Below are 21,063 nucleotides of genomic sequence, written 5' to 3' on the forward strand. Positions count from 1 at the left end.
TGTTCGAACCGATCACTCGAAGCTCGGTGGACCCAGTCGAAGCACCTGCGGCCCTCCTACCGGCATGATTCGGTCGCCTCCGCAACCGGAGCGGGAGGCGCGCTCGGTGATCAACACATCGGCCGAGCGCAGTCGGTCCGATGGGGCTACGTACCGGCGCGTCACATCGGTACCGGCGAAACGTGGCCTACTGGCGCGCGCATACACGCGCGGATCGCCGAGCTCGTGGGCCTTCCCCCGCTTCCTCCATCGGCAGCACACAGTCTCGACGTGCACCCGCAGACGGCGCGCCTCGATCAGCGCCGCGATCTCCTTCGGGCCGGCGTTGTCCGGCTCGACGATGGTGAACGCGGCGCGCAGGCCCCGCTGTTCAGCCTCCTCGGCCAGATACGCCTCCGCCGGTGAGGCGATGGAGACCAGGATGCCCCCGGGCCGCAGCGTCGCGAGCGAACGCGGCCCGTACTCGCCGCCGATGGTGTCCAGCACGACGTCCATGTCCCGCGCGGCCGTAGCGAAGTCGGTCTGCAGGCAGTCGATGACCTCGTCCGCGCCCAGGCTGCGTACGAAGTTGTGCTTGGGCGCGCTCGCCGTGCCGATGACGTACGCGCCACGGGCCTTGGCGATCCGTACGGCGAGGTGGCAAGACACCGACCGTCGCCGCGTGGACGAGGGCCCGGTGGCCGGAGCGTACGTCGTCGTGAACTCCGCGTGTGCGCCCGCCGGTTGGGGCAGCAACGGCATGCCGACCACCTCGTCGCCGGGCCGGTACATGATGACGCCCAGCCCGGCCCGTCCGGCCTCGGGGCGGGGCTCCGCCCCGGACCCCGCGCCTCAAACGCCGGCGGGGCTGAGATGCGGCCCCGCCGGCTCCACCTCCAGGAACCGGCGGCGCCGCGGCCCCCGGTACAGCAGCGCCTCCCAGCCCAGACGGCCCAAGGTCGCCGCGCACTCGGTCAGCCTGCTCTCCTCCTCCTGGGGCGCCCCGCTGCCCGGCGGGCCCAGCCAGTCCACGCAGACCATGCGCGGGCGCTCGGAGGCGCGCACGCGGTAGCCCGTCGCCGTCCGCGCGCCCGAGGCGTCGACCGCGGAGGCCGGGACGCCCGCCGCCTCCAGCGCCAGGGCGACCGCGCGCACCATCTGGTTGAGCTCCCAGGCCGCCGGTGCGGTGTTCGTCACGCGGCGGATCTGCAGCAGGCCCTCGAAGGCGACCCGTACCTCAGCTGTCCTTTCCCGCTCGGTCAGGGCGAACAGCAGCCCGTCGCCGGTGGCCGCCTCGAAGACGTCAGCCACGCATACCTCCCCTTCCCGGCACCCTCAGGACCGTACGCCCCGCCCCCGGTGCAGCACCCCTGGCCTATCGTGTCCGGGACCCCTGGTGAAGGAGAAGGCCACGATGCGCGGTACCAGCAGCAGTACCGCTGTCACCCGCAACACCCTGCGGCAACAGATCGCGGACGCGCTGCGTGACGAGGTGCTTGCGGGGCGTTTGCAGCCCGGACAGGAATTCACCGTCAAGCAGATCGCCGAGCAGTACGGCGTCTCCGCGACCCCCGTCAGGGAAGCCCTCGTCGACCTCTCCGCCCAGGGCCTGCTCGACTCCGACCAGCACCGGGGCTTCAAAGTGCACCAGTTCTCGGTCGACGACTACCGCGGCATGGTCGAGGCGCGTTCGCTGATCGTGGACGGCATCTTCCGCCATGTCGCCGTGCGCGGCTCGGGCGGAGTGCACGGCCAGTCGCTGGTGTCCGTACGCCGCCGGGCCGAGGAGGCCGCCCGCGCGGCGCGCGTCGGGGACCTGGACATCCTCATCGGATACGACCTGCGTTTCTGGCGCGAGCTCAGCTCGATCGTCGCCAACCGCTACATCTCCGACTTCCTGCACCGGCTGCGGGTCCAGGCCTGGGTGTTCGCCGTCCCGTATCTGCGGGGCGACGCGCAGGTGCGGGACTGGCTGTGGAACGGGCACGAGGACCTGGTGAACGCCGTCACCACCGGTGACGCCGACTCCGCGCGCGCGGTCATCGGCGCGTACAACGACCATGCGCTCGCGTGGGCGGATCGGCTGGAGCGGTGAGCTCGGACGGGGGCGTGGGCATGAGCGCGGAGGCGAGCGCCGGTGACGGCGTGGACCTGAGCGTCGTCGTTCCGGCGTACAACGAGGAGGGCCGGCTGCGGCCCACCCTGGACGCGATCTGCGCGCATCTGCGCGCGGAACCCGGCCGCTGGGGCAACTGGGAGCTGATCGTCGTCGACGACGGCTCGTGCGACGCCACCGCGAAGATCGCCCAGGAGGCCGCTGCCGAGGAGCAGCGCATCCACCTGGTCTCCAGTGACGGCAACCGCGGCAAGGGCAGCGCCCTGCGCCTCGGGGTGCTCGCCTCGTACGGCCGGCGCGTCCTGATCACCGACGCGGACCTCGCGACGCCCATCGAGGAGCTGGACCGGCTCGACAAGCAGCTCGCGGCCGAGGACAGCGCGGCGGCGATCGGCTCGCGCGCACACCCCGACTCCCGTATCGAGGTGCACCAGCGGCGGATGCGTGAATGGCTCGGCCGGATGGGCAACCGGCTCATACGTGCCGTCGCCGTCTCCGGCATCCACGACACCCAGTGCGGCTTCAAGCTCTTCGACGGAGACAAGGCGCGTGCGGCCTTCGCCGATTCGCGGCTCGACGGATGGGGCATCGACGTCGAGATTCTGCGGTTCTTCCGGCGCCAGGGCTGGCGGGTCACGGAGGTCCCCGTGCGCTGGTCGCACCAGGCGGGCTCCAAGGTCAGACCGCTGGACTACGGAAAGGTGCTGCTGGAGCTGCTGCGGCTGCGCGCGCGTGCCGTACGGCGGGTGGACCTCGCCGTCACCGGGCTCTTCCTCCTCGCCTCCGTACTGCTCTACAAGGGGCTGTGGACCGACCTCGATCGCGGCTACCTCGCCGACGCCGGGCAGGACCAGAACCAGTGGGAGTGGTTCTTCGCGGTCACCGCCGACAATGTCGCGCATCTGCGGAATCCGCTGTTCACGACCCTGCAGGGCTATCCCGACGGTGTGAATCTGATGGCGAACACCGTCATGCTCGGGTTCTCCGTCCCGCTCACGCCGGTGACCCTGCTCCTCGGGCCGACGGTCACCTGGGCGCTGGTGCTCACGCTCGGGCTCGCCGCGACCGCCACCGCCTGGTACTGGCTGATCGCCCGGCGGCTGGTGAAGAACCGGTGGGCGGCCGCTGTCGGCGGAGGCTTCGCGGCCTTCGCGCCGCCGATGATCTCGCACGGCAACGCGCACCCCAACTTCCTTGTGCTCTTCATGATCCCGCTGATCATCGACCGGGCGCTGCGGCTGTGCGAGGGCCGCAATGTCGTACGCGACGGGGTCCTGCTCGGGCTGTTCGCGACGTACCAGATCTTCCTCGGCGAGGAGCCGCTGCTGCTCGCGTCGATCGGCATGCTGCTCTTCGCGCTCTCGTACGCGCTCCTGCGCCGCGATGTGGCACGGGCGGCCCTGCGGCCGCTGCTGCGCGGGCTCGGTGTCGCGGCCGTGGTCTGTCTGCCGCTGATCGCCTTCCCGCTGGGCTGGCAGTTCTTCGGCCCGCAGAGCTACAAGAGCGTGCTGCACGGGGACAACGCGGGCAACAGCCCGCTCGCCTTCCTGGAGTTCGCGGGCCGTTCGCTGCTGGGCTCCGACGCGGGCGCGGACCCGCTCGCGATGAACCGCACCGAGCAGAACGCCTTCTTCGGCTGGCCGCTGGTTGCGCTGGCGGCGGCGATCGTGGTGCGGCTGTGGCGGCACGCGGCGGTCAAGGCGCTGGCGTTCACCGGCCTCGCCGCGGCGTTTCTGTCGCTCGGACCCAAGTTCCGTATCCCGTACACGGACACCGTGCTGACGGGCCCGTGGCGGGCGCTGGCGCATCAGCCGCTCTTCGAGTCGGTCATCGAGTCGCGGGTCGCGATGATCTGCGCGCCGGTGCTCGGCGTGCTGATCGCGCTGGCCGTGGACCGGCTGCTGACCACACGGGAGCTCGTGCACCAGGTGGTGGGTCTCGCGGCGGTGGCGGCGGCCCTGCTGCCGGTGCTGCCGACGCCTTATCCGGTGCGGGAGCGGTCCGAGGTCCCGGCGTTCATCACGGAGGGGATGTACCGCGCGTACGTCTCCGAGGGCGAATCGGTGGTCACCGTGCCGCTCCCGTTTCCCGGCAGCGCGGAGGCGCTGCACTGGCAGTCGGCCACCGGGCTCGGCTTCTCGGTCGCCGGCGGCTACTTCAACGGGCCGTGGGGGCCGGACCGTATCGGTATCTACGGCGCGACGCCCCGCCACACCTCCAACCTCCTCAACGATGTCCGCAACAGCGGGCGCGTCCCGGTGCTCGGCCCCAACTGGCAGGCGCAGGCGCGCGCCGATCTCGCGGCGTGGAAGGCGGGCGTGGTGGTGCTGGAGCCGCAGTACAACGACGGGGCGCTGTATGCGACCGTGGAGAAACTCCTCGGGCAGCCGGGGAAGCGGGTGGGCGGAGTGTGGGTATGGGATGTGCAGGACCCGAAGAATTCCGTTCGGACGGGCAGTTGAGCGGCACCCTTCGCCGAATGTATCCGTGGCATTACGCTGTCCCGACCATCGCACGACCGCGCCCTATGCCGTGCCCGATCCCGTTGGAGAGCGAGCCTTCCCTTGGCCTGTGACCTGTGGCTGGTGCCCCTCGTCGATGTGCTGTGTCACAGCCCCGACAATCCCTTCGCCGAAGAGATCGCGTCCTACGACAAGGCCCTCACCGATGCCGGCCTGCCCACGGTCCCCGTCTTCGCCTATATGCCGGGACTGTCGGGTGATGTGGCGCCGGTCGCGGGCTTCGACTACGACGCGTTGCACTTTCTGCGCCGCGCTTATCTGCTGCAGCTGTGCGGTCTCGCGGTGACGCCGGTGGACGAACTGGGCGGTGACTACGAGCAGTTGCTGGAGATGTTCGAGTCGACGGCCCAGCAGTCGCATCTGGTCTGGCACTACGACCACGCCGGCGCGTACGTCCCCGTGGACTTCGGCTCGCCGCTGTCCAACGACGAACTGCTGGCGGGCGGCGGCCCGTTGGGATCCACGCAGGGTCTGCTGCGGGAACTGGAGTATGTCGCGCCGTCGATCGGCATCGACCCGGCGAACCCGCCGGACGCGCCGCAGCCGCCGGAACGTCCCACCTCGCTGGAGGAGCCGGCGGGCCCGATTCCGTACGACGAGAGCCCGTTCGCGCGGGAGCGGCATGTGTGGCTGGGGCTGCATGCGGCGGCGACGCGGAGCCTCGGCCAGGGCTCAATGATCATTTTCAGCTGACGCACATCCGTTGAATGCGCGGCCTTAAGCTCCGGGACATCTCGGCCCGGTAGGACCGGGGCATGTCACAGACGAGTACTCCGGCACAGTCCCCCGCGGTGGCGACCGCGGGGGAGCACGTGGACGAGACCGCGGACCAGACCGCGGACCAGACCGCGAAGGAGACTGTGGAAGAACTTCCCAGGCCGACACGTTTCGCGGACGTCAAGGGCTGGTTCTGGCCCGCCGACCAACTGCTCTTCGACTGGTTCCTGACCCATCAGCGGGACACGGATCCGGACGGCCGCGGAGATCTGCTCGAGCTCGGCGCGTATCTGGGCAAGAGCGCGATCTTCGTGGGCGGGTATCTGCGGGACGGGGAGGAGTTCACGGTCTGCGACCTCTGGGACTCCCCGGCGCCGGACGATCCCAACAGCGCGGAGATGGGCCGGTCGTACTCGACGCTCACGCGTCGCGCCTTCGAGGCGAACTACCTGTCGTTCCACGACGCGCTGCCGACGCTGGTGCAGGCCCCGACCTCGGTGATCACCTCCCGGGTCGGCCCGGGCAGCTGCCGCTTCGTGCACGTCGACGCCTCGCATCTGTACGAGCATGTCCACGGCGACATCGAGGCGGCGCGGGAGCTGCTGCAGCCCGAGGGCATCGTGGCCTTCGACGACTTCCGTGCCGAGCACTGTCCGGGCGTCTCGGCGGCGGTGTGGGGCGCCGTGCCCACGACGGGCCTGAAGCCGATCTGCATCACGGGCACAAAGCTGTACGGCACATGGGGCGACCCCGCGCCGGTGCGGGAGGCGTTGCTGGCGTGGCTGGAGACGCGCGAGGACCTCTGGCACGGGGTGGAGGAGGTGGCGGGCCGCCCGCTGATCCGGATCAAGGGCACGAAGGCGCAGGTGCCGGTGCAGCCGCGGTCCCGCCATGAGCCGGAGCCGGATTCGACGCCCGCGCCGACCCCCGAGCCGCGCGTGCCCGCGCCAACCACGCCGTCGCGCCCACCCCGCTCCCGCACCCGGCGCCTGGTCAGGGACCTGCTCCCACCGATCCTGACCCGAGCGATCGCGGGCCGACGGAAGTGAAAATCAGCCCGTCCGGCGTGTGAGGACATGGCCTGCACGGTTGGGGCGCGGCTGCACTCACAGCCGGTCCGGCGTGTGGGGACATGGCCTGCACGGTTGGGGCGCGGCTGCACTCACAGCCGGTCCGGCGTGTGGGGACATGGCCTGCACCGCTGGGGCGCGGCTGCACTTCACAGCCGGTCCGGCGTGTGAGGGCATGGCCTGCACGGCTGGGGCGCGGCTGTATTTCGGCCGGTCCGCCGTTTTGGGGACATGGCCTGCACCGCTGGGGCCGGGCTGCACTTCACAGCCGGTCCGGCGTGTGGGGACATGGCCCGCACCGCTGTGGCGCGGCTGCACTTCAGCCCGTCCGGCGATTGAGGACAACGCCCGCACCCGCAGGGCCCCGCACCCGCAGGGCCCCGCACCCGCAGGGCCCCGCACCACAAGGCGCCCCCCACCACAAGGCGCCCCCCACCCGCAGGGCCCCCGCACCCCGCCCCACCTCACCGCGGCGTCTCCGGCGGCCGCTGCCGCGGCATGTTCGGCCGCGTACCCGGCGGCAACGGCACCCGCCCAGGTCCCGGCGTCGGCCCCGTGTCCGGCCGTCCCGCGCCCAGGCTCATCGACTGCATCGCCGGCGGCGCCGGGACGCCCGGGCGGAACTCCACCATCCAGTTCGCCGTCTCCGACCGCACCAGCTCCGTGATGTCCTCCGAGAACCTGCGCAGCACCCCGAGGCACCGCTCCGCCGCCTCGCTGGCGGTGCCCTCCGTAGGGCCCAGCACCTCTCGTACGGACTCCGACGCCCAGTCGAACTGCAGCGCCTGAAGCCTGCGCTGCACCGCCTGTGCCGTCGCGACATTCCTTATCCAGCCCGAGGTCAGCCCGAAATGCCGGTCGCAGGCCAGGCACGCCGCCCCCAGCAGCAGCGACAGATACCCCCAGCCTGCGACGTCGGCCAGCGCGGCCGTCAGGTCGAGGAGGACGAGCGCCGCCCCGCCGATCACGCCCAGAGCCGTACCGATCCGCAGCACACGCGCCGTGCGCCGTTTCCACACGCGCTCCGCCAGGTACCACTCCGCCGTACGCAGCCCCGCCGCCTCGACCCATCTGTAGAGCTCGTCGAGGCGTTCCGCCGGCTCACCCCAGTCGCCGAGCGGAAACGGCATTCCAGTCAGATCACCGCGCGGCGCCTCGCCGCGCTCCTCCCGGGCCGGCCCCCCGGGCTGCATCTCCGGCTGGCTCACCCTTGCACTCCTCTACGACCGACAACGGACGCGACAACAGACGCGACGACTGACGTAACACTGCGTGACGTAATGGTGCGCGCGTGCATCCTGATGTGCATGACCTTCCTACCGCCGAATGGTGGGCTGTGCTCCGAAAAGCCCGGTATTTCCGCCCGCAAGGGGGTCTTGATCCGTAAGGGCGCTCCACCCCACTCGCTCGAAAATCACTCGAAAGAGTTGGTCATCGCAGGGTGGGGCAGGCCGCCCGGTGACCACGTAGGCTCGGCGTACCGAACAATCGTCGTCGAAATGCCAGGAGTGACCGTGATTCCCGGTGGTGGCCAGCCGAATATGCAGCAGCTCCTCCAGCAGGCCCAGAAGATGCAGCAGGATCTCGCAAAGGCCCAGGAAGAGCTGGCGCAGACCGAGGTCGAGGGTCAGGCGGGCGGCGGCCTGGTGAAGGCCACCGTCACCGGCTCCGGCGAGCTCCGCAACCTCGTCATCGACCCCAAGGCTGTCGACCCCGAGGACACCGAGACCCTCGCGGACCTCGTCGTCGCCGCCGTCCAGGCCGCGAACGAGAACGCGCAGCAGCTGCAGCAGCAGAAGCTCGGCCCGCTCGCCCAGGGTCTGGGCGGCATGCCGGGCCTGCCCTTCTAAGGGCGCGGCCCACCAACTACCGTAAGCGTCAAAGCATTCCAGGAGAGGCGTTCCGTTGTACGAAGGCGTGGTTCAGGACCTCATCGACGAACTGGGCAGGCTGCCCGGCGTCGGTCCCAAGAGCGCGCAGCGGATCGCCTTCCACATCCTGCAGGCCGAGCCGACCGATGTCCGCCGCCTCGCGCACGCACTCCTCGAGGTGAAGGACAAGGTCCGCTTCTGCGCGGTGTGCGGCAATGTCGCGCAGCAGGAGCAGTGCAACATCTGCCGGGACCCGCGCCGCGACCAGTCGGTCATCTGTGTCGTGGAGGAGCCGAAGGATGTCGTCGCGATCGAGCGGACGCGCGAGTTCCGGGGCCGCTACCACGTGCTCGGCGGGGCCATCAGCCCCATCGAGGGCGTGGGCCCCGACGACCTGCGGATCCGCGAGCTGCTCGCCCGTCTCGCCGACGGAACGATCACCGAGCTGATCCTGGCCACGGACCCCAACCTGGAGGGCGAGGCCACCGCCACCTACCTGGCACGCATGGTCAAGCCGATGGGACTGAGGGTCACGAGGCTGGCCAGCGGTCTCCCTGTGGGGGGAGACTTGGAATACGCCGACGAGGTCACGCTCGGGCGTGCCTTCGAGGGGAGACGACTACTCGATGTCTGACGTCATGCTGCACGCCACTAGCCAGGACCCGGACTCTTTCGCGGTCCAGATCGCCGACTCGATCGAATCCTTCATCGTCGCGACCACGGAAGTCGCGAAGGGCGACGAGCCCGACAGCGCGGTGCCGTTCATGCTGCTGGAGGTCTCGCAACTGCTGCTGACGGGCGGCCGGCTGGGTGCGCACGAGGACATCGTCCCGGACGAGCGGTACGAACCGGACACCGGCCCGGACATGGACGTCGACGACCTGCGCGAGCGTTTCGCGGTGCTGCTGGACCCGGTGGACATCTTCTCCGAGGTCTTCGACCCGTACGAGCCGCGCAAGGCCCCGGTCGCCTGCCGGATCTCCGACAACCTCGCGGACATCGTCACCGACCTGCGCCACGGCCTGGCCCACTACAAGGCGGGCCGCGTCAGCGAGGCGCTGTGGTGGTGGCAGTTCTCGTACTTCTCCAACTGGGGCCCGACCGCATCCGCGACGCTGCGCGCCCTGCAGTCGCTGGTCGCCCATGTCCGCCTCGACCAGCCGCTGGATGAGCTGGACGGCCTGGACACGGACGAGGACCTGGCCGAGGAGGTGCTGGCCGAGGAGGCCGGCAAGGTCATGGCGGAGGAGCTCGCGGGCCCGCTGGGCATGCGCACGGTCACCTGAGCGGTCTCCGCTGACCGGTCTCTGCTACTTTCCGGCCACTGTCGGAATAGGGCTGGGGAGCGTACGCGGTGAGAAGACGTACAGGGGCGGGGCTCGCGGCGGTGGCGGCCGGTCTGCTGATGGCATCGTGCTCCCCGGACACGGTGCAGACGGCGTCCGAGCCGAGTACGACGCACTCCGCGGCCCCTTCGCCTACGGTCTCTCCGTCAGCCCCTGGTTCGCCGTCGGCGTCGGCGTCGTCCCCGACGCCGTCTGCGGCTCCCTCCCGTACTTCCGCCGCGCCCTCCTTCCGCCCGGCCAGGCCGACCGTCCTGACCATGTACGCCTCGACCTCGGGCGGCCGCGTGGTCGTGGTGCGCGGCGGCGCCGCCCGCGAATTCACTGTCACTGTGTCCAACGGCAACACCCGTGCCTACACCGCTCTGAGTGTCGTCTTCCAGATGGAGATGATGGTGGCCGACGAGGGTTCCACCCCGCCCCAGAACGGCTTCGTCCTGGAGCGCCGCGACCCGGCGACGGGCGCCTGGCGCCCGGTCGAGCTGCGGGTCGCCAATGACGTGCGGCCGCACTCGCTGTTCAGCGGCGGCACCCCGCTGGCCAAGGACACGCGCCGGACCGAGCACTACCGCATCCGGGCCGGGGAGCGCGGCCCGGCGGGCTCCACGCCGCTGATGATCCGCCTGATCGACACTGCGGCCCCGGAGAACGCGAGCGACGAGCAGGCCGTCCCCGCACGTACGTCGCTGATGATCACCGCGCGCTGAGCGCGGGGCGGAGCGGGTGCGCGTCAGCCGAGGACGGTCGCGAAGGCCAGCGCCACCCGCTCGATCCAGTCGATGGCGTCACTCGTCTCGGCCTCGGTGATCGGATGGCGCTTGCCCAGTCTCCGTCCTCCAGATCGGAGGCGTGAGCGATCTTGTTCCGCCGGTTGATGATCGCCTGGTAGTGCTTCGCGAGCGTCTTGTCGTTCCACTTGGTACGGCCGTGGTGCCAGGCATTGATCCGCGCGGCCGCCTCAGCTGAAGTGGTTCAGGTCCAGTACAGCGACGGCGAGGGTGGCGCCTGCGTCGAGGCCGCCACCTACTCCCACACCATCCACGTCCGGGACTCGAAACTCGCCGCGAGTCCCGAACTGGCCCTCCCCGCCCTCGTCTGGGCCGCTTTCGTCGCCAACGTCGCAGGTCGGCCCGGAGCTTGAGCCACGGGCCCCGAGCCCCCTTTTGAAGGAATGGGTGGGTTGAAGTAGAACCCACCCACCCTCCGCTGTAGGCGAGTTGGGTCGGCGTCACCCACACAGGTGACATTGTGTGATCAGCTTGCGTCGGTGAGTGAAGGCGTTTTACGTTCACGGCAAAGAAACGGCCCCGGCCGGTGCTGACAACACCAGGTCGGGGCCTCACCGACGAATCGATTGCGACTCGATCGTGGCTTCCTCACACCTTAGTCCTGCTCCGCCTGTGTCCGCCCACCCCATGGCCAATCCGGGGTACGGAAAGCGCCTCGCGGCTGACGAATTCCCGCGCGTAGAAGCGGACTTCGCACATCTGCCCCCGAGGGCGGCAGAGCTCGCGTCGCTCATCGACCGCCTGCCCGAGGGTTCCGCGATGGGCTACAAGACGCTCGCCGCCACGCACCCCGTCTACGGCCAACAGGCCTGCCGCAGCGCCCTCAAGGAGCTCACGGACGCGGGACACCTGCGGCTGGTCAAGGAGCACCTGACGCTGGGGGACTCCACAATGCGCTGGGTGACGCGGACGTATTGGTCCCGTATCCGCAGATCGGATGTGTGGTGGGCGGAGTTTGTCCGCCGCGTGCACGGGGTCGACGTCACGGTGCTGGGTCGGGCGGGCCTGGCCCGCGTAGACGACGCAGACGAACCGGCACCCGCCCCCCTGCCCTCCCCGTCGGAGGCCTACGGCGTACTGGCCCGGCTCGGCCGCACCGAACCCCGTATGACCCTGTCCGCCGCCGACTGCGCCGCGCTCGAACCGCTGGCCTGCGAGTGGCTGGCGCGTGGGGCCACCCACAACCACCTCACCCAGGCGTTGACCGCGGGCTTGCCGTCACCTGTACACAGCCCCGCTGCCATCGCCCGTACCCGACTGGAGAACAAGATGCCACCCAAGTCCACGGCCGGCACCGGCCGGGCCAGGGTCAACAAGATCGTGATGATCTGCGCCGGCTGCGATGCCGACGAGACGACGACGAAGCTCACGAACGGCCTCTGCGCCGCCTGCCGTAAAGAGCTGGACCGGGAGCCCGAGTGCGACGCCACCTGGCCCCCCGTCGGCTACGTGCCCGACACCTTCCGCGCGGCCCCGATCGAGTACGTCGTGAACCACCACCTCCGTGCGGACGAGGCCCGCATCGCGGCCGGCCTCCCGCCACGAGGCCGGGGCTGAGATGAGCGGGACGGATGACGGCGCCTTCCTGTCCCTGAAGCTTGACGCTGACCTCTTGGTACGCCTGGAAGCGTATGCGCAGGCGGATCGAAGGGCGGTGTGTGCGGCAGTCCATGCCTGGGTCGACGAGATCTTGGCACCCCGCGGCGACGGGTTCGGCGCCCGGCCGTCTGAGGAGGACCGGTGAATCACAAGTCCGCGCTCGCGCGCCACAGGCAGGCGGCCGTGGCCAAGGTGCCGGAACCACACACGGACTGTCATACGCTGCATATGATTCAGAGTGTGACGACAAAAGAACGGGTGACTGTGACACTCCCCGCCGATCTGCTGGCTACCGCCAAGGCCGCATCCGGAGGCAATCTCTCCGCCTACGTCGAACGCGCCGTGCGCGCCCAGGCACTCTCCGAAGCGGGAGAGGCGATTACCGCATGGCGTGGGGGCGCCGCTGCCGACCTGGACGATCTCGCAGATGTCTTCGGGGAGGATGTCGCTTGATCCTCGAACGCGGCCAGGTCTGGGAGGTCCAGCTCGCCACCAAGACGCGTACGGTGCTGATCGTCGAGTCGGACGCAGCCATCCGCGCGTTGCCCGGAACGGTCGTCTGCATGATGATTGACCAGACCGGCGGCGCACCCGACACGGTCATTACAGTGCCGGTGACCGAACCGATCACGGGTGCGGCCGTAGCGGTTGACCTGGTGGCCCTGACCGACAAGCGCATCAGCTCCGGCGCATTCCTCGGCTCGGTGGATGACGTTGCAATGGGGCGGGTATCTGCTGCCCTGCGCGTCGTTCTCGACCTGACCGACTAACTCCCCTCGTTGCAGGGTCCCGGTCTTCTTCGCAGGCCAGAGGCGGTCGGTGTGGACACGCAGGGCCGATCCGGGGCCTCAGGACTCCGCAGCGGCCTCCTCCGCGTCCGTGTCCGGCTTGACCTCGCCACCCAGTGCCTCCGCGATCGCCGCGAACTCGTCCAGTGCGGCCTGAAGGTCCTCGAGCTGTGGGCCGCCTGGTTGCGGTCCCGCCTGATGCGGTCGAAATTGTCGCGGATGTCGGGGCCGAGGACGCCGGCCCCGGTGGGAGCGGCGGGTGCCCTCGACGCGCAGCGCGGTACGGCTAACGAGCTCCGCGGCGAGCACTTCACCAAACTGGCCCGCCTGGATCAGGGCGGCGTTGGGATTGGTGAAGACAGTGGCCTCGGCCTGAGCGCCGTAGATGGCGAGCAGCGGCTGCAAGGGGAACAGGGCACCGAAATTCGGTGAGGACTTCGCCGGCTTCCGCGGTCCTGTGGCCGGGAACCGCATCGCGGCATGTGACCCGCCCCACACTCCGCGTACTGCGCCTGACCCCGGGCAGGAGTCGTCCGAGCGGCCGTGATCTCCTTCCCATGATCACTGAGTGAGCGGGACATCTCACGATGTGACATCAGCGGGGCGGAGAGCGGCCGCTCGTTAGACTGAGCCGACCGCAGTGACTGCAGCAACGACTGCAGTAATGAACCGAGCGAGGAGCGCACGTGGGCCTTGTCGTGCAGAAGTACGGAGGTTCCTCCGTTGCCGATGCCGAAGGCATCAAGCGCGTCGCCAAGCGAATCGTCGATGCCAAGAAGAACGGCCACCAGGTGGTCGTCGTGGTATCCGCGATGGGCGACACGACGGACGAGCTGATCGATCTCGCCGAGCAGGTATCCCCGATCCCTGCCGGGCGCGAATTCGACATGCTGCTGACCGCAGGAGAGCGGATCTCCATGGCCCTGCTGGCCATGGCGATCAAAAATCTGGGCCACGAGGCCCAGTCGTTCACCGGCAGCCAGGCAGGCGTCATCACCGACTCGGTCCACAACAAAGCGCGCATCATCGATGTGACGCCGGGCCGGATCCGTACGGCGCTCGACGAGGGCAATATCGCCATCGTCGCCGGCTTCCAGGGTGTGTCCCAGGACAAGAAGGACATCACCACCCTCGGCCGGGGCGGCTCCGACACCACCGCCGTCGCCCTCGCCGCCGCGCTGGACGCGGAGGTCTGCGAGATCTACACCGACGTCGACGGCGTCTTCACCGCCGACCCGCGGGTCGTCAAGAAGGCGCGGAAGATCGACTGGATCGCCTTCGAGGACATGCTGGAGCTCGCCGCCTCCGGCTCCAAGGTGCTGCTGCACCGCTGCGTCGAGTACGCACGCCGATACAACATCCCGATCCACGTCCGCTCGTCCTTCTCCGGGCTGCGCGGCACCTGGGTCAGCAACGAGCCGCAAGGGGACCAGCAGGTGGAGCACGCCATCATCTCCGGAGTCGCCCACGACGTCTCCGAGGCCAAGATCACGGTCGTCGGAGTGCCGGACAAGCCGGGCGAGGCCGCGGCCATCTTCCGCACGATCGCGGACGCCGAGATCAACATCGACATGGTCGTACAGAACGTCTCGGCGGCCGCCACCGCGCTGACCGACATCTCCTTCACCCTCCCCAAGACCGAGGGCCGCAAGGCCATCGACGCCCTGGAGAAGGCGAAGGCCGGGATCGGCTTCGAATCGCTGCGTTACGACGACCAGATCGGCAAGATCTCGCTCGTCGGCGCCGGAATGAAGACCAACCCCGGCGTCACCGCCTCCTTCTTCGAGGCGCTGTCCGACGCGGGCGTGAACATTGAGCTGATCTCCACCTCGGAGATCCGTATCTCGGTGGTCACCCGCGCCGACGACGTCAACGAGGCCGTGCGCGCCGTGCACACCGCCTTCGGTCTCGACAGCGACTCCGACGAGGCGGTCGTCTACGGAGGCACCGGGCGATGACCCGTAAGCCGACGCTCGCGGTCCTTGGAGCGACCGGAGCCGTCGGCGTGGTGATGCTCCAGATCCTGTCGCAGCACGCCGACATCTGGGGCGATATACGACTCCTCGCCTCGCCGCGCTCGGCCGGCCGCAAGCTGGCCGTGCGCGGCGAGGAGACCGAGGTCGTCGCGCTGAGCGAAGAAGCCCTCGACGGCGTCGACGTCGCGCTCTTCCTCGTGCCGGCCGAAGTGTCCGAGCGGTGGGCGCCCGTCGCCGCTGCCCAGGGCGCGGTGGTCGTGGACAATTCGGCCGCCTTCCGGATGGACCCGGATGTGCCGCTGGTGGTCCCCGAGGTCAATCCGCATGCCGTACGGGTCCGGCCGCGCGGCATTGTCGCGAGCCCGCACGACACCACGCTCGCCATGCTTCCTGCGGTGGGCGCGCTGCACGCGGAGTTCGGGCTGCGTGAACTGGTCGTCTCCTCGTACCAGGCCGTCAGCGGCGCGGGACGGGACGCTGTCGGTGCGCTGCGCTCGCAGCTGTCGATGGTCGCCGGTACGGAGCTGGGCGTCGGCCCCGGAGACGTACGCCGTGCTGTGGGCGACGACCTCGGCCCCTTCGCGGCGCCGCTCGCGCTCAATGTGGTGCCCTGGTCCGGCGCGCTCGAGGACGGCGGCTGGTCCTCGGAGGAGCTGGGGCTGCGGGCCGAAACGCGCAAGATCCTGGGTCTGCCGGGGCTGCGGGTGGCGGCGACGTTCGTACGCGTACCGGTCATCACCACGCACTCCCTCGCGGTGCACGCGCGCTTCGAGAGCGAGGTCACGGTGGAGCGGGCGCACGAGATCCTGGCGACCTCGCCCGGTGTGGTGCTCTACGACGATCCGGCGGCGGGCGACTTTCCCACGCCGGCGGATGTGGTGGGAACGGATCCGACCTGGGTGGGTCGGGTGCGGCGGGCGCCGGACGACGTCTGTGCGCTGGAACTGTTCGTCTGCGGCGACAACCTCCGTAAGGGGGCGGCGCTGAACTCCGCGCAGATCGCGGAGGCGGTCGCCGCCGAAATCGGGCCGCGGCTCGGAGCCTGATCCGACTCCGGTTCCGACTCTTCCTCATGGGGGGCGGTGGAACCGGAGGCCTTTGTAAGATCTGTGTACATCCTGTGAGCAAGTCGAAGGTCTGTACCACTTGAACTGGGGTGCAAGGATGTTCGACGATTCGCTTCCCCCCTTTCTGCAACCGGCAGTTGGGCGGGAAGCGTCTTTGCGGTTGCCCCTTCACGGTGCCGCAAAAAATGGGGCATTGGGGAAGAGCGGGTACGCATGAGCGCATTTGGATCACCGTCAAAAACGGTGGCGTACGCGTACAACCCTGACGGGGGGAAGCGTGTCCAACAGGCGTGGCAGAGGTTCTCGACATCACCAGGGTGGTCCCGGTCCGCGGCGCTGCAGTGCGTCCGTTCCGCAGACGCCGCCCGTCCGGCGGCATGCCGGTGATTGCTCCCATGCCCGCACCCCGCACCAACCGCATACCTTCCCAGCGCGAGGGCGCTGAAGGAACCATGGCTGAAGACACCATGGCTGCGGGCACCACTGTCGATCACCTCACCGAGACCTACCGCGCCCACTACCGGTCGCTGCTCGGTCTCGCGGCCCTCCTGCTGGACGACACGGCCTCCTGCGAGGACGTCGTCCAGGAGGCCTTCATACGCGTCCACTCGGCGCGCAACAGGGTGCGGGACCCGGAGAAGACTCTGGCGTATCTGCGCCAGACCGTGGTCAATCTCTCCCGCTCCGCGCTGCGCCGCCGGATCCTCGGTCTGAAGCTGCTCTCCAAGCCGATGCCGGACATGGCGAGCGCCGAGGAGGGGGCCTACGACCAGCTGGAGCGGGACGCGCTGATCAAGGCGATGCGCAAACTGCAACGGCGCCAGCGCGAAGTACTGGTGCTGCGATACTTCGGCGATATGACCGAGGCTCAGGTCGGCGAAACGCTGGGCATATCGCTCGGCTCGGTGAAGGCGTACGGCTCGCGGGGTATCGCGGCGCTGCGCGTCGCCATGGAGGCCACGGCATGAGCGGGCACAAGCACAGGTTTGAGCAGTACGGGCCGGACGGGCCGTTTGACGACCGGACTGGAAACGGAATTGTGAACAACGGGCCGGAAAATGAGCAGGGCGGCCTCGGTCAAGGACCCGCTGAGGGTTTTGGCGGGGACGAAATGGCCCTGCGCCGGATGCTGCAGGGCGCGGTACAGGACCTCGAGCCCTCCGACGGCGCCCTCGACCATCTGCGAAGGGCGGTTCCCGCGCGGCGCGCCCGCAAGAGGCAGGCGCTCGTCGGCATGGCGGCCGCGGCGCTGCTGATCGGCACTGCCGTCCCCGCCTTCGTCCATGTGGCGAACTCGAGCGACAGCGACGGCGCCCGCTCCGTCAACGCCGGACACGGCGAACAGGCGCAGGGCGGCACCGGGTCCGAGCCGGGTGACGGGGGCGGCGAGAACGGAACGGACAATCCTTCCGCCGGCGGCCAGGGCACCGAGCAGAACGAAGGCGGTGCCAGCCGGACGCCGGGGGCGAAGCCCGGCAACGGCACCTCGAACGGCATGGTCGGCGGTAGCGCCAACCCGTCGGGCACCGTGGCCGCGACCTCGCCGCCCTGTGACGCGAGCCAGCTCGGCGTCAGTGCGACGCAGGCGGCCAAGCCCGACGCCGATGGCAAGGTGTACGGCACCTTCCACATTGCCAACGTCTCCAAGACCGACTGTGCGGTCAGCGGCGCCGGCACCGTCGGCTTCCAGGCGATGGGTGCCGCAGACCCCGCCAAGATCACGGTGGTCGGGCACACGACGGGAGACCCGGCGAGCGGACTGCCCGACCCCTCGCAGGAGGCCGGAGCACTGCTGCTGAAGCCGGACACGGCGTACGAAGTGAAGTTCGCCTGGGTGCCGAAGGACAGCTGCCCGACCTCCGGCGCCTCGCCCGACCCCACGCCCTCGACGGGCTCCTCGGGCGCGAGCAGCAGCGGCACGGGCACGACGTCGGAGAACACCCAGCCCCAGCTCGTCACCGAGGACGGCGGGGCCTCGGACGGCAGCGTCGCGGTGACCCACATCCCGGAGCCGGGCGCGCCGAGCGCGGAGACGACGATCTCCAACGCATGCGCGGGCACGATCTACCGCACGGGTGTCCTGAACGCGCAGTAGCAGCGACCCTCGCGCAACCGGGGCTCCGCCCCGGACCCCGCGCCCCAATCGCCGGCGAGGCTCCTGTTGGGGCTCCGCCCCAAGCCCCGCTCCTCAAACGCCGGAGGGGCTGTTATTTGGCCCGTCCGGCGATTGAGGACACTCCTCCTACGCCCTGAGGGCATGGGGGGACCCCCGGAAGGGCGTACGGGGCTCCGCCGCTGTTGGCCGGCCGCAGCCGTATCGTCCGGCTCGGTCTACACCGGCTCCGGGCCCGGGGCCAGGCCCAGCGCGCTGTCACGTGCGGCCTCCGCCTCGCGCCGCAGCAGCCGGAACCACATGAAGACCACAAAGCCGGCGAAGACGAACCACTCGCCGGTGTAGCCGAGGTTCTGGAACGACTTGAGGTCGAGCCCACTGCCCTCCGGCGCGGCCGCGGGCACGGCCTTCAGCCCGGCGTCCGCCGTGGCGAGCGTGACCCATGCGTCGTACACATCGTCCGGCACCAGGTTCACCAGCGAGGCCGCGCTGATCATGCCGAGCTGACCGCTCGGCAGCCCGCCCGCCGCGTGCACCCCGTCGGAGCCCGAGGTCTCGGAGGCCTGCAGCGCGCCGGTCACGGTGACCTGGCCGGCCGGTGCCGCGGGGATCCGCCCGCCCTCGGCCAACCAGCCGCGGACCACGGGCAGCAACCGGCCGCCGTCGGTCTTCAGCATCGTCAGCACATACGAGCCGTGCTTGCCGTCCAACTCCCGCTCCGGCACGAGGAACTGTTTCCCGTACCGCCCGGTGGCCGTCGCCTGCCGCCCCGACGTCTCCTGGTCGACGGGCAGCAGCTCGTCGACGGGCGCGGCCTTCTGCTCACCGGGGCCGGGCTTCTGCTGGGCCTCCCGGTGCGTGTGGACGCGGTCCTCGAACTTGCCGAGCTGCCAGGAGCCCATGAAGACGCAGAAGGGGATCGCCAACACGACGAAGAGATTGATCCCCCACCAGCGGGGCGTCAGCAGGAACCGGTACACCCCTCCACGGTACGGAACGGGCCCGCGATCTCTCGGCCCACCCCCCTGTCCCGGCTCCCGCTCCCGGCTGCGCCGCCCTGCCCCTTGCGGTAGGTACGGCTGACTCCCTGTCCCCATTCCCGGATACGGCCCCTTCCCGACTACGGATCCCTATCCCAGGCTCGCCCCCTGCCCCAGATGCCCGCCGGCGAAGGCGATCTCCAGCCGCACCTGCTTGATCCGCTCCTCCACCACCAGCGAGCCGTGCCCCGCGTCGTACCGGTAGACCTCGTGCACCGCGCCGCGCGCCGCCAGCCGGTCCACATAGTTCTCGACCTGGCGGATCGGGCAGCGCGGGTCGTTGACGCCCGCCGAGATGTAGACGGGAGCCTTGACGGCGTCGACGTACGTCAGCGGGGACGAGGCCTCGAACCGCTCCGGGACCTCCTCCGGCGTCCCGCCGAGCAGCGTGCGGTCCATCGCCTTCAGGGCCTCCATCTCGTCGTGGTAAGCCGTGACGTAGTCCGCGACCGGCACCGCCGCCAGCCCCAGCGTCCACGCCTCGGGCTGGGTGCCGAGGCCGAGCAGAGTCAGATACCCGCCCCACGAGCCGCCCGCCAGGACCAGCTTCGCGGGGTCCGCGAGCCCCGACTTCACCGCCCACTCCCGTACCGCCGCGATGTCCTCCAGCTCGATCAGCCCGACCCGGTGCTTGAGGGCGTCCGTCCACTCCCTGCCGTACCCCGTCGAACCCCGGTAGTTGATCCGCACGACCGCGTACCCATGGTCGATCCAGGCTGCCGGGCCCGCCGCGAAGGCGTCGCTGTCGTGCCAGGTCGGGCCGCCGTGGATCTCGAAGACGGTCGGCAGCGGTCCTGTCGCGCCCGCCGGCTTCTGCACCAGCGCATGGATACGGCCCCCGGGTCCCTCCACCCAGGCGTCCTCCACCGGCACCGACTCCGGCGCCTTCATCCCCGGCGGATCGAGCACGACCCCGCCCGCCGTCGAGCGCACCTGCGGCGGCAGTGCGGCGGACGACCACAGATACTCCACCTGTCCGTCCGGCCGGGCCGTCGCGCCCGAGACCGAACCGGTCGGCGTCTCGATGCGCGCCAGCTCGCGCGCCGCCAGGTCGTACCGGAACAGCTCCCCGCGCGCCTCGAAGCTGTGCGCGACCAGCAGCCCGGAGCCGTCCGGATACCACTCGGCGTTCACATCGCCCGGCAGGTCGATCGCGAGATCGGTCTCGGTGCCCGACGCGACGTCCCAGATCATCGGCTCCCAGCGGCCGCGCCGCTGATGCCCGATGAGCAGCCGGGTGTCCCCGTCCACCGGAGCGAAGCCGAGGACCTCAAGACCCAGTTCTTCCGTGCCCCCCTTCGTGTCGTCCAGCTCGGCGACCGAGGTGCCTCCCCCACAGCCTTCGGCGTGGGAGGTGCCCCCAGTGCGCACCACCCGCAGCGCCGAGTGCATCGCGTCCCCGTGCTCGGTGTGCTCAATCGCGATCAGCGTCCCGTCGTGCGAAAGATCGCCGACCCCGGCCGACTCCCGGTGCCGGTAGATCTCGACCGGCTCCGCACCCGGCCGTACGACATGGATCGTGGTGCCGTCCTCGTCGGTCGACCGGCCGACCACCGAGGTGCCGTCCCGGCCGATCGCCAGCCCCGCCGGGTACGAAGGCTCGAGTCCGGGTGCCGCGGGCTCGTCGTCGCCGCCGCCGAAGGGCTGCCGCATCCAGACCCCGAACTCGTCCCCGTCGGTGTCCGAGAACCACCAGATCGACTCGCCGTCGGGCGACAGCACACCGTCTGTCGTGCCGTTCGGCCGGTCCGTCGCCTGCCGCTGCTCGCCGGTCGACCGGTCCCAGGCGTACAGCTCATATGTCCCCGTCGCGTTCGACACGAAGAGCGAGCGGTCCGGCGCGTCCTCCGCCCAGTCGGGCAGCGAGACGCGCGGAGCCCGGAAGCGCTTCTCCCAGTCGGGCATCGGCGGCAGGTCCGGCGTGCCGGGCAGCTCTGGCGTGCCGGGCAGGTCCGGCGTCGAGTCGGTGATCTCAGTCATGACCCCATTCTGCGCCGGACCCCCGACAATCCGTTCGCGTCGTCCGCAGCCTGTGGATAACTTCGAGGGCATGGATGAGCACGTGGTCGAACGC

23 protein-coding genes are annotated in these 21,063 nt (G+C 70.0%); 16 read left to right on the forward strand and 7 right to left on the reverse strand.

The window, feature by feature from the left end; translation table 11 throughout:
* Window positions 1-12: 12 nt before the first annotated feature.
* A complete protein-coding gene (locus tag OG735_RS23040; protein ID WP_327325069.1) occupies window positions 13-741 on the reverse strand; it encodes a zinc-binding dehydrogenase in 729 nt (242 codons plus the stop codon).
* A 90-nt stretch (window positions 742-831) separates the two neighbouring features.
* The gene (locus OG735_RS23045) at window positions 832-1,290 is read right to left on the reverse strand and encodes a hypothetical protein (RefSeq protein ID WP_327325070.1); all 459 of its coding nucleotides are present in this window, start codon (window positions 1,288-1,290) and stop codon (window positions 832-834) included.
* A gap of 103 nt (window positions 1,291-1,393) precedes the next feature.
* On the opposite strand from OG735_RS23045, the gene OG735_RS23050 reads away from it, so the two are divergent.
* The 4 genes from OG735_RS23050 (at window position 1,394) to OG735_RS23065 (ending at window position 6,383) form a co-directional block, all read left to right on the forward strand.
* Window positions 1,394-2,074, forward strand: coding sequence for a GntR family transcriptional regulator (locus OG735_RS23050; protein ID WP_327325071.1), 681 nt, complete (start codon window positions 1,394-1,396; stop codon window positions 2,072-2,074).
* 20 nt (window positions 2,075-2,094) lie between these two features.
* Entirely contained in the window at window positions 2,095-4,557 is a 2,463-nt protein-coding gene (locus tag OG735_RS23055) for a dolichyl-phosphate beta-glucosyltransferase (protein ID WP_327328421.1), read from the forward strand.
* A gap of 102 nt (window positions 4,558-4,659) precedes the next feature.
* Window positions 4,660-5,310: a hypothetical protein gene (locus OG735_RS23060; protein WP_327325072.1), complete on the forward strand. Its 651-nt coding sequence runs from the start codon at window positions 4,660-4,662 to the stop codon at window positions 5,308-5,310.
* A 62-nt stretch (window positions 5,311-5,372) separates the two neighbouring features.
* The gene (locus OG735_RS23065) at window positions 5,373-6,383 is read left to right on the forward strand and encodes a class I SAM-dependent methyltransferase (RefSeq protein ID WP_327325073.1); all 1,011 of its coding nucleotides are present in this window, start codon (window positions 5,373-5,375) and stop codon (window positions 6,381-6,383) included.
* 485 nt (window positions 6,384-6,868) lie between these two features.
* On the opposite strand, the gene OG735_RS23070 is transcribed toward OG735_RS23065, so the two are convergent.
* On the reverse strand, window positions 6,869-7,612 hold the full coding sequence (locus OG735_RS23070; protein ID WP_327325074.1) for an SLATT domain-containing protein: 744 nt from the start codon (window positions 7,610-7,612) through the stop codon (window positions 6,869-6,871).
* Window positions 7,613-7,918: 306 nt separating this feature from the next.
* Here OG735_RS23070 and OG735_RS23075 point away from each other — a divergent pair, with 306 nt between their 5' ends.
* The 3 genes from OG735_RS23075 to OG735_RS23085 are packed head-to-tail and all read left to right on the forward strand — an operon-like array spanning window position 7,919 to window position 9,561.
* Complete coding sequence (locus OG735_RS23075) at window positions 7,919-8,254, forward strand: YbaB/EbfC family nucleoid-associated protein (protein WP_327328422.1); 336 nt, start codon at window positions 7,919-7,921, stop codon at window positions 8,252-8,254.
* A 55-nt stretch (window positions 8,255-8,309) separates the two neighbouring features.
* Entirely contained in the window at window positions 8,310-8,909 is a 600-nt protein-coding gene (recR, locus tag OG735_RS23080; protein WP_327325075.1) for a recombination mediator RecR, read from the forward strand.
* On the forward strand, window positions 8,902-9,561 hold the full coding sequence (locus OG735_RS23085) for a DUF5063 domain-containing protein (protein WP_327325076.1): 660 nt from the start codon (window positions 8,902-8,904) through the stop codon (window positions 9,559-9,561). The genes recR and OG735_RS23085 overlap by 8 nt, the downstream gene beginning before the upstream one ends.
* Here the strand turns inward: OG735_RS23085 and OG735_RS23090 are convergent.
* Complete coding sequence (locus tag OG735_RS23090) at window positions 9,554-9,880, reverse strand: hypothetical protein (protein WP_327325077.1); 327 nt, start codon at window positions 9,878-9,880, stop codon at window positions 9,554-9,556. The genes OG735_RS23085 and OG735_RS23090 overlap by 8 nt on opposite strands.
* Between OG735_RS23090 and OG735_RS23095 the strand changes: the two genes are divergently transcribed.
* The 5 genes from OG735_RS23095 (at window position 9,879) to OG735_RS23115 (ending at window position 12,775) form a co-directional block, all read left to right on the forward strand.
* Complete coding sequence (locus OG735_RS23095) at window positions 9,879-10,325, forward strand: hypothetical protein (RefSeq protein ID WP_327325078.1); 447 nt, start codon at window positions 9,879-9,881, stop codon at window positions 10,323-10,325. The genes OG735_RS23090 and OG735_RS23095 overlap by 2 nt on opposite strands.
* Window positions 10,326-10,558: 233 nt before the next feature.
* Window positions 10,559-10,759, forward strand: coding sequence for a DUF397 domain-containing protein (locus tag OG735_RS23100; RefSeq protein WP_327325079.1), 201 nt, complete (start codon window positions 10,559-10,561; stop codon window positions 10,757-10,759).
* 274 nt (window positions 10,760-11,033) lie between these two features.
* Window positions 11,034-11,963, forward strand: coding sequence for a hypothetical protein (locus OG735_RS23105; RefSeq protein ID WP_327325080.1), 930 nt, complete (start codon window positions 11,034-11,036; stop codon window positions 11,961-11,963).
* A 282-nt stretch (window positions 11,964-12,245) separates the two neighbouring features.
* Window positions 12,246-12,458, forward strand: a complete 213-nt coding sequence (locus OG735_RS23110; protein WP_327325081.1) for a type II toxin-antitoxin system CcdA family antitoxin — start codon at window positions 12,246-12,248, stop codon at window positions 12,456-12,458.
* Complete coding sequence (locus OG735_RS23115; RefSeq protein ID WP_327325082.1) at window positions 12,455-12,775, forward strand: type II toxin-antitoxin system PemK/MazF family toxin; 321 nt, start codon at window positions 12,455-12,457, stop codon at window positions 12,773-12,775. Before OG735_RS23110 ends, OG735_RS23115 begins: the two co-directional genes overlap by 4 nt.
* A gap of 78 nt (window positions 12,776-12,853) precedes the next feature.
* On the opposite strand, the gene OG735_RS23120 is transcribed toward OG735_RS23115, so the two are convergent.
* Window positions 12,854-13,198: a hypothetical protein gene (locus OG735_RS23120; protein WP_327325083.1), complete on the reverse strand. Its 345-nt coding sequence runs from the start codon at window positions 13,196-13,198 to the stop codon at window positions 12,854-12,856.
* 281 nt (window positions 13,199-13,479) lie between these two features.
* Between OG735_RS23120 and OG735_RS23125 the strand changes: the two genes are divergently transcribed.
* From OG735_RS23125 to OG735_RS23140, 4 genes are all read left to right on the forward strand, one after another.
* A complete protein-coding gene (locus OG735_RS23125) occupies window positions 13,480-14,751 on the forward strand; it encodes an aspartate kinase (RefSeq protein ID WP_327325084.1) in 1,272 nt (423 codons plus the stop codon).
* Window positions 14,748-15,815 carry an aspartate-semialdehyde dehydrogenase gene (locus OG735_RS23130; RefSeq protein WP_327325085.1) on the forward strand — a complete coding sequence of 356 codons (1,068 nt, stop codon included), beginning with the start codon at window positions 14,748-14,750 and terminating at the stop codon, window positions 15,813-15,815. The genes OG735_RS23125 and OG735_RS23130 overlap by 4 nt, the downstream gene beginning before the upstream one ends.
* Before the next feature lie 398 nt (window positions 15,816-16,213).
* A complete protein-coding gene (locus OG735_RS23135; protein ID WP_327328423.1) occupies window positions 16,214-16,804 on the forward strand; it encodes a SigE family RNA polymerase sigma factor in 591 nt (196 codons plus the stop codon).
* Window positions 16,801-17,931, forward strand: coding sequence for a hypothetical protein (locus OG735_RS23140; protein WP_327325086.1), 1,131 nt, complete (start codon window positions 16,801-16,803; stop codon window positions 17,929-17,931). The genes OG735_RS23135 and OG735_RS23140 overlap by 4 nt, the downstream gene beginning before the upstream one ends.
* Window positions 17,932-18,167: 236 nt before the next feature.
* Here OG735_RS23140 and OG735_RS23145 read toward each other — a convergent pair whose 3' ends face one another.
* Window positions 18,168-18,929, reverse strand: coding sequence for an SURF1 family protein (locus OG735_RS23145; protein WP_327325087.1), 762 nt, complete (start codon window positions 18,927-18,929; stop codon window positions 18,168-18,170).
* 150 nt (window positions 18,930-19,079) lie between these two features.
* On the reverse strand, window positions 19,080-20,894 hold the full coding sequence (locus OG735_RS23150) for a S9 family peptidase (protein WP_327328424.1): 1,815 nt from the start codon (window positions 20,892-20,894) through the stop codon (window positions 19,080-19,082).
* Between the last annotated feature and the right edge of the window lie 169 nt (window positions 20,895-21,063).

This window comes from Streptomyces sp. NBC_01210, from assembly GCF_036010325.1.
GTDB lineage: Bacteria > Actinomycetota > Actinomycetes > Streptomycetales > Streptomycetaceae > Streptomyces.